The sequence below is a fragment of the Gordonia sp. NPDC127522 genome, from assembly GCF_042672305.1.
GTDB lineage: Bacteria > Actinomycetota > Actinomycetes > Mycobacteriales > Mycobacteriaceae > Gordonia > Gordonia hongkongensis.
Map to the genome: position 1 here is coordinate 1 of NZ_JBHXVK010000037.1, position 9,519 is coordinate 9,519.

Consider the following 9,519-nt stretch of genomic DNA (forward strand, 5'->3'; position numbering starts at 1 on the left):
ATCGAGGAAACGAGATCGACGCCGCGGGAGGTCGCCACGGCGACGAGATCGCCGGTGGACACCCCACGCGCGCGCAGGGCCGCGGCGACCGCGGCCGACCGCTTATCGAGCTCGCGATAATCCACCGTGATCTCGGGATCGGCCACCGCGGGCCGATCGCCGAACGATCGCACCGAACGCGCAAACAACTCCGGCAAAGGCGCGTCACTGTTGATGGTCCGGGTCACCGGCGCAGTCAACCTACGCCGGTAATCCGCGTCATCGAGTAGGGCGATGTCCCCGGGCGTCACACCGGGGTCGCGACCAAACTGCGTGAGGATCCGGATCAGTGCGTCCGCGTATGTTGCCACCTGCTCGCCGCTGAACGCGGCGGGGATGTACAAAAGTTCGAGGACCAGCTGTCCGCCCCGTCGTGACGTTACGAAGCTGAGGGGGTAATGCGTCGAGTCCCGTGTCTCGACATCTAGGACCGACACCGTATCTTCGGTGCCGCTTTCGGTAATGGAGTCCGTATCGACCGGGTACGACTCATGAACTGCGAGCGTGTCGAACGCCACCGGTGACGTGACCGACGAGAGGATGTCGGACAACCCCAGGTGTTGGTGATCGAGGACCGTCACCTTCTTCGCCTGTACCTCGGCGAGAATGTCCAGAACCGAGGACTGCGGATCGACGTCGACGACCGCGGGCAGCGTGTTGATGAACAGGCCGACCATCGACTCGACTCCATCGAGATCCGACGGCCGCCCGGAGACGGTTTCGCCGAACGTGACCACCCGGTTGCCCGTCAGCCGTGACAACAGGATCGCCCATGCCACCTGCAGCGCGGTCGCCGTGGTGATGCCGTGGTCGCGCGTCAGCGCGTCGACCGCCGAGGCGACGCGAGCATCGACCGCCACGTCATGCCGCTGCGGGAGCGTGTCTGCGGTGGCCTCGACGCCCGGGGCGACCAGCGTCGGTTCGTCCACGTCGGCGAGGATCTGCGCCCAGGCAGCCACACCGGCTGCCTGATCGGTCCCGTTGATACGGCGCAGGTAGTCGGCGAAGTCCTGGGTGGTCCGGGCGACCTGTCCGGTATAGGTCTGCCCGGTTGCGTACAGGGAGAGCAGATCAGCGAGAACGAGCGGGCCAGACCATCCGTCCAGGATGATGTGGTGGTTGGTGACTATGACCCGGGTGGTGTCCGGTCCACGGACCACCACGAAGCGGACGAGTGGCGGCGACGCGAGGTCGAACGGGCGGATCCGTTGTGCATCGGCGAGTTCCGCGACGATCGTGTCGAGGTCTTCGGGTGCTGCGCCGGCGACCGGCGTACTGCGGTCCACGACGTCCCACGGGATTTCCACCGACGGTGGCACGACCGCGACGACGGTTCCATCCGCAGTGCGCACATATCCCGATCGCAGCACTCGGTGGTGGGCGAACAGTGCCTGCGCCGCGCGCTGGAGCGACGTCACATCCACATCACCGCCCAGCGTCAGGATCGCCTGCGTCACATAGACATCGACGGCGCCTTCGGAGATACCGCCCTGCGCGAGCTCGGCCTGGAAGTGCAGTCCCCGTTGCAACGGCGTCAGCGGCCAGATGTCCGCGCCCGGGTGGGACGCCGCCAGTGCGTCCAGTTCGTGCTGGGTGAGTCCGGTGCCCGGCACGTCAGACGGCGACAGTCCGATCGACGCGCCCGCCCGGACCAGGTCGACGACGGCCGAGAGCTCGTGCGCCCAGAGGCCGAACAGCGCGTCGATCTCGTCCTCGGTGAAGAGTGCGCCCGGGAAGTTGGCCCCGGCCACCAGCTTTCGCCTACCGTCCGCGTCGTGCGACGTGGTGACGGTGACACCGAGCGCGGCCAGCGACACCATCGCGCCGGATGCGGACGAGCCGAGGACCGGCGCGTCGGGCGCGTTGGTGAACGGCAGGGCGTCGGTCTGCGCAACGGAGGCCCCGCTGCCTGCGCCGAAGTAGTTGAACGAGATGGTCGGCAGCGGTCGTGACGCGAGTTCGGCGTCGGCTCCGGGCCCGTACCGCAACCAGCCGAACCCGATGCCGTTGTCCGGCTGGGCCAGTCGTTCCTCCTTGGCCGCCTTGACCGCGTGCACGACGTCCTCGCCCGGGTCGAGGGACACCGGGACCAGGGTGGTGAACCAGCCCACCGACCGGGACAGGTCGGCGCGGCGCGGCGACGGCCCGGTGGCGAGTACCTCTTCGTATCGCCCGTGCCCCTCGGTGAGGACCGTGACCGGTGCGGTGTCGGCAACCTCGCGATGGGTCTGCCACGACCGGACGGCGCGTGCGAACGCGCCCAGGAGCACGTCGTTGACGTTGCCGCCGAATGCCTCGGGCACCGACGTCAGCACCGCCGCCGTGACGTCGGCGTCGATCTCGACGGAGACGAGGCGTTCGGTGGACATGCGGTCCCGGCTGCGGTCCAGCTCGACGCCCAGCGAGGTAGGGCGGGCCGGGAGCCGATCGAGCCAGTGACCGATCTGTTCCGACCACGAATCGGCCTTCGCCGCAACGGCGTTCGTCCACGCCCGAGCACTCGTCTGTTCTGCTCGCAGATCGATCTCGCGACCGCGGGACAGCTGCGCCCAGCCGGTGACGAAGTCCTCGATCAGGACCGGCCACGACACGGCGTCGACGCCGAGGTGGTGGATCACGACGAGCACGCGTCCGGCGCCGCCGGGGTCCCGGACGATTGCGGCACGCACGAGACGGCCGGTCGCCGGATCCAGCGTGGCCGAGATGGTCCGGAACGCGGCGCGCAGATCGGCGTCGAACCCGGCGGTGCCGATCGCCGCGGTGCTCGTGACGCCGCTGACGGCCTCGGCCGCGTCGAAGCCGTTGCCCGCGACCGACTGCCAGCCGTCTTCGGTCTCGATCAGCGTCGCGGTGAGCATCGGATGCGCGGCGACGACCGCGGCGAGCAGTTCGCTCATCTGCGCGACGTCGAGGTCCTCCGGCGCCAGCAGCACGGCAGCCTGGACGAAGTCGGCGAAGTCGGCCGGCTCCCGGGAATGCTCGATCATCCAGTGGACGACCGGCGACACCGTGACCTGGCCGACGCCGGCCGGTTCGCCCTCCTCGAGCATCTCCAGGCGTGCGGCCCCGTTGTCGGCCGTCGCGGCCATCGCCCGGATCGTGCGGAGTTCGAAGATCTCGCGCGGGGACAGGTCGAGACCGGCGGCACGCGCCGCCGAGGCCAGCTGAATCGACATGATCGAGTCGCCACCCAGAGCGAAGAACGACTCGGTGACCGAGACGCGGTCGACACCGATCAGGTGCGCGACGATCGCGGCCAGCGTTTCCTCGGTCGAGCTCGCCGGCGCCACATAGTCCTCGGTGTGCACGCCGAAGTCGGGTTCGGGCAACGCCTTCCGGTCGATCTTGCCCGCGGTGTTCAGCTCCAGGAACGGAACCGTCACCCAGACCGTCGGTCGCATGTACTCCGGCAGCTCCGCCGCCACGGCCGCCTTGACCGAGTCGAGGTCGACGTCCTCCGGTGCCACGTAACCGACAAGATGGTCGGCGCCGGTCGGGGCCTTGGCGACCGTCACGGCGGTGTGCACGACGCCGTCGACGGCAGCGATCACCGACTCGATCTCGCCGAGTTCGATGCGCTGGCCACGCAACTTCACCTGGAAGTCGGTGCGACCCAGGTATTCCAGCGAGCCGTCGGCCTGCCACCGCACCAGGTCGCCGGTGCGGTACAACCGGGAGCCCGGTGCGCCGAAGGGGTCGGCGACGAAACGCTCGGCGGACAGGTCGGGGCGCGCCGCGTAACCGCGCGCCAGCTGTACGCCACCGAGGTAGAGCTCACCCGGGACACCGGCAGGCACCGGCCGCAGCCGGGCGTCGAGGACCCAGGTGGACGTGTTCGCCACAGGCGCGCCGATCGGGATCAGCGCGGGGGCCGAGGTCACGTCCGCGACGGCGACCTCGACCGCCGCCTCGGTCGGACCGAAGAGGTTGACGATCTGCACCTGCGGCAGCAGGGCGTGCAGCCGGGCGACGACGGCCGCGGGCAGCGCCTCGCCGGACGCGAACACCCAACGGAGCGACGAGAACTCGGCGAACCGAGCATCCGGGACGAGGTCGAGGAAGATCGACATCATCGAGGGCACGAAGTGCACCGAGGTGGCCCGGGTCTCGACGATCAGGTCGGCCAGGTACTCCGGATCGGTGTGTCCACCCGGACGGGCGACGACCATCGTCGCGCCGGTCAGGAGCGGGCCGAACAGCTCCGGCACCGAGACGTCGAACGTGTACGGCGTCTTCTGCACGACGCGGTCGCCGACGGCCCAGGCGAACTCACCGAGTCCCCACCAGAGGCGGTTCATCACGGCGGCATGCGACACCGTCACGCCCTTGGGGCGGCCGGTCGAACCGGAGGTGAAGAGCGTGTATGCGGCGTGGTCACCGCGTAACGGCGCCAGACGCTCGGCGTCGGCGACCGGCGCGGCTTCCGTCGGCGGCGTCGAGGTGTCCACCTCGACGACCTGCACGCGGTCGCCGAGGCCGTCGATCGCGGGCGGCAGGGTTCCCGCGGCCACCAGCACGATCCGCGCCTGGGCGGTGTCGACCATGTACTCGACGCGGTCGGTGGGCGCTCCGGGATCGATGGGGACGTATTGGCCACCGGCGGCGAGGACGGCGTGCACGGCGACGACCATCTCCACCGACCGGTCGATGCAGACACCGACGGCGACGTCCGGCCCCACTCCGGATCCGATCAGTACCCGCGCGAGATCGGCGACGCGGGAACCGAATTCACGGTAGGTGACCTCACGGTCGGCGAACCGCACCGCGATCTGTGCCGCGTGTGCGGCGACACCGTCGGCCACCGCCTCGGCGATCACCGACCGGCCGAAGGTCGCCGACTGCCCCACGGACCACTCGGCGACGCGCGCGCGGTCGTCGGCGGAGACCAGGGCCAGGTCGCCAACCGCACGGGATCGGCGCCCGGCGCCGGCGAGATCGCTCAGCACCGACACCAGCCGGGTCGCGAGTTCGGTCACCGTCTCGGGGTCGAACAGGTCCTGCGCGTAGATGACCGTGCCCGACCACGCGCGACCGGGGACATCGGCCGCAACGGCGACGGCCAGGTCGAGTTGCGCCGAGACCTGTGGCGGGTCGACCGGCGTGATGGACAGTCCGGCGAGTTCGGGCGCGTCGGCGGAACCGCCGCCGCCGACCGGCAGTACGGCCCCGGACAGCAGCGACTGGTCCATGGTCAGCATGACCTGGGCGAGCGGTGCGAACGCCTCGGAGCGGATCGGATCCAGATGTTCGACGAGGGTCTCGAACGGGATATCGGCGTTGGTGAAGGCGTCGAGATCGGTGGCCCGAACCTGGGCGAGCAACTCGTCGACCGTCATGCCGGGCACCACGCGCGACCGCAGTACCAGGGTGTTGACGAACATGCCGACGAGCGGATCGAGCGCCCGCGATCCGCGGCCCGCGACCGGTGTGGCGATCGCGATGTCGCCGGTGGCCGAGAGGCGCGCGAGGAGCACCGCGAGGGCCGCGTGCACGACCATGAACGGGGTGACACCGTGCGCACGAGCGGCGCCGGCCACCGCCTCGGCGACGTCGGCCGGGATCTCGAAGCCGATGCGGCCGCCCCGGGCGGTGGCGATCGCCGGGCGCGGGCGGTCGGCCGGAAGCTCCAGCACGTCGGGAAGGCCGGCCAGGCGGCCGGTCCAGTGGGCGAGCTGCCGGCCGAGGACGGACTCGGGGTCGTCGGCTGAACCGAGCTGCTCGTGCTGCCAGATCGCGAAGTCGGCGAACTGCACCGCGAGCGGGACGAACGTCGGGGTCTCCCCGGCGCTGCGCGCGACGTAGGCCGTCACCATGTCGGCGACCAGCGGCTGCAGCGACTCGCCGTCGGAGGCGATGTGATGGGTGACGAGGCCCAGGACGTGGGTGTCGGCGTCGATCTGCCACAGGCACGCGCGGACCGGCCACTGGGCGGCCACGTCGAAGCCGCGGGACACCTCGGCCTCGAAGTCGCCCTGGGTATGCACGTGCGAGAAAACGAGATGCGCGGGCACCTGGTCGGCATCGGCGATCACCTGGTGCGGACCCTCGGCGTCCTGCGGGAACGTCGTCCGCAGCACCTCGTGCCGTACCACCACATCGGCGATCGCCGCGCGCAGTGCCTCGACATCGAGCCGGCCCGACATCCGGACGACGGCCGGGATGTTGTAGGTGGGCAGGCTCGGATCGAACTGGTTGATGAACCACATGCGCTGCTGTGCGAACGACAGCGGGATGCGTTCGGGGCGAGGCGACACCGCGACGATCGGGGCGCGTCCGTGAGCGTGCCGCGACCCCGACGCGATCAGGTCGCGGACGTTCGGCGCATCGAAGAGGTCCCGGACCGTGATCTCGGTGCCGAGCACGTCGCCGACGCGCGCGGCCAGGCGCATCGCCGACAGCGAGTTGCCGCCGAGGTCGAAGAAGCTGTCGGTCACGCCCACCCGGTCGACACCGAGGACATCGGCGAAGACAGCGGCCACCGACTCCTCGACGGGGGTGGTGGGAGCGACTGTCTCGCCGCTGCCGAAGTGCGGCTGCGGCAGGGATTTCCGGTCGATCTTGCCCGAGCTGTTGAGGGCGATGTCGGGCAGCGGCATCCACACCGTGGGACGCATGTACTCCGGCAGTTCCCGGACCACGGCCGCCTTGACCGCGTCCGTGGACACGGTGTCGGGGGCGAAGTAGGCCACCAGATGCTGTCCCGAGCGAGGCGACTCGGCCACCGTCGCGGCGGCGTGGACCACGCCCGGTACGGACGCCAGAACCGTCTCGACCTCGCCGAGCTCGAGTCGCTGGCCGCGAAGCTTCACCTGGAAGTCGGTGCGGCCCAGGTATTCCAACTGGCCACGCGCATTCCAGCGGACGAGGTCACCGGTCCGGTACATCCGGCCGCCCGGCGCGGCGTACGGATCGGCGACGAAGCGATCCGCAGTGAGATCGGGGCGCGACGCGTATCCCCGCGCCAGCTGGACACCCGACAGGTACAGCTCACCGGGTACGCCGACCGGCACCCGGTGCAGGCGCGAATCCAGAACTCGTACAGCAGTATTGGGCACGGGGACGCCGATCGGCACCGACGTCTCCCCCGCCCGCACCTGATGAGCGGTCACGTCCACCGCCGCCTCGGTCGGACCGTAGAGATTGTGGACCTCGTTGCCCGGCAACGCCGCCACCAACGCCTGCGCCACCGGCGCGGTCAACGCCTCACCCGAGGTGAACGTCAACCGCAACGACGACAGCTCACCCACCCGATCGCCCAGGACATCGAGGAACACCGACAACATCGACGGCACGAAATGGATGACCGACACCCGCTCAGCCGTGATCAACTCCGCCAGATACCGCGGATCACCATGCCGCTCCGGCTCGGCCACCACCAGCGTCGCCCCCACCGCGAACGGCAGGAACAACTCCCACACCGACACATCGAACGTCACCGGCGTCTTCTGGACGAAGACATCCGAGTCCTCGATCGAATACCAGTCCCGCATCCACTCCAGACGGTTCACGATCGCCGCATGCGACACCGTCACACCCTTCGGCCGCCCCGTCGACCCCGACGTGAACAGCGTGTACGCCGCATCGGCGGGCTGCAGGGGCGCGAGCCGTTGGTCGTCGGTGACCGGTGCGGTGGCGAGGTCGACCTCGGCGGTCGCGTCGACCACGACAACCGAGACCGATTCACTCAGTGCCGCAATTGATTCCGGCACAGGACCGGCCGCGACCAGGACGTGACGCACACCCGCGGTCTCGACCATGTAAGCCGCGCGATCGCGTGGCGCGGCCGGATCGACGGGTACGTAGTGCCCGCCGGCGGCGACGACGGCGTGAATGGCCACCATCATCTCGATCGATCGCGGAAGGCACACGGCGACTGCGTCTCCGGGCTGCACGCCGGAGGCGAGCAGGGTTCGGGCGAGGGTCCACACCCGAGCACCGAACTCCCCATACCGCACCGACCGGCCGCCGAACGACAGCGCAAGCGCGTCCGGGTTCTCCGCGACCCGGGCGACGAGGGCGTCGGGCAGGGTGACAGCGGGAACGGCGGTCTCGGCGCCCGACTCGGCGCTCTCGATCTGTGCATGCGCGGCATCGTCGAGCAGGGTGATGTCACCCACCGGGGCGGCGGGAGACGTGACGAGCCGGCGCAGTACCTCGACGAAGCGCGCGCCGAATTCGGCGATCGTCGGCTCGTCGAACAGATCGGTCGCGTAGATCAGCGAGACGTCCCACGCGGCATCTGGTGTCGCGGTCACGGTGACCGTCATGTCCATCTGGGCGGCGACCGAGTCCCGCTCGACCGGCGCGATCCCCAGTTCGGTCACCGCGTCGACGACCGCACCGGCCGACATGGCCGGATCGAACGACAGCATCACCTGGGCGAGCGGCGAGAACGCCTCTGAGCGAACCGGATTGATTCGCTCCACCAGGGCCTCGAACGGCACGTCGGCGTGCGCGAACGCGTCCAGGTCGGTGACCCGGACCGCGGCAAGCAGCTCGTCGAAACTCATACCCGGCCGTACCTCGGAGCGAAGGACCAAGGTGTTGACGAACATGCCGACGAGCGGGTCGAGGGCACGCTGACCACGTCCCGCGATCGGGGTGGCGACCGCGATGTCCTCGGTGGCCGACAGCCGGGCGAGGACGACCGCGAGGGCGGCGTGGACCACCATGAAGGAGGTCATCCCCCGCTCGGCGCGCAAGGCGTCGACGGCCGCGGCGACGTCCGCGGGGATCTGCAGGCTGTGGTGTGCACCGTGGTTGGACGCCACCGCCGGACGTGGACGATCCGCCGGGAGTTCGAGGACCTCCGGCAGTCCGGCGAGCTGGGCCGTCCAGTACCCGAGCTGGCGACCGATGATCGAGTCCGGGTCATCGGGGTCGCCGAGGACGTCGTGCTGCCAGATCGCGTAGTCGGCGAACTGCACCGCCAGCGGGCCGAACTCCGGCTCGGACCCCCGGCTGCGCGCCTGGTAAGCCGCAACGACGTCGGAGACCAGCGGCGCCAGCGACTCACCGTCTGCGCCGATGTGGTGGAGGATGATCGCGAGGATCGCCTCGGTGTCGTCGATGCGCCAGAGTCGGGCCCGCAGGGGCCACTGGGCGGTGACGTCGAATCCGGTTCCCGCGGCGAGTTCGAGCTCGTCGGCGGAGTCCACCAGCGCCCAGTCGAGTCGCGTATCAACCTCGCCGGTGGGGTGGATCAGCTGATACGGCTCGCCGGCGTCGTCGGGGAAGGTCGTGCGGAGCACCTCGTGCCGCTCCACCGCGTCGACGATGGCGGCGCGCAGCGCGTGGGTGTCGAGCGGACCCGTCAGGCGCAGTACCGCCGGGATGTTGTAGGCGACCGAGTCGGGCTGGAACCGGTTGATGAACCAGATTCGGCGCTGCGCGAACGACAGCGGGATCCGGTCCGGGCGCGGCGACACCGCCACCACGGGTGGCAGATTCGCGCCGCGTCCGGCGACTGCCTCGACGAGG

1 protein-coding gene is annotated in these 9,519 nt (G+C 70.0%); it reads right to left on the minus strand.

Annotated features, from left to right (window positions below):
* Positions 1–9,519 (minus strand): amino acid adenylation domain-containing protein (locus tag ACFVHY_RS24395; RefSeq protein WP_390275948.1); only part of this gene is annotated, 9,519 nt, incomplete at both ends.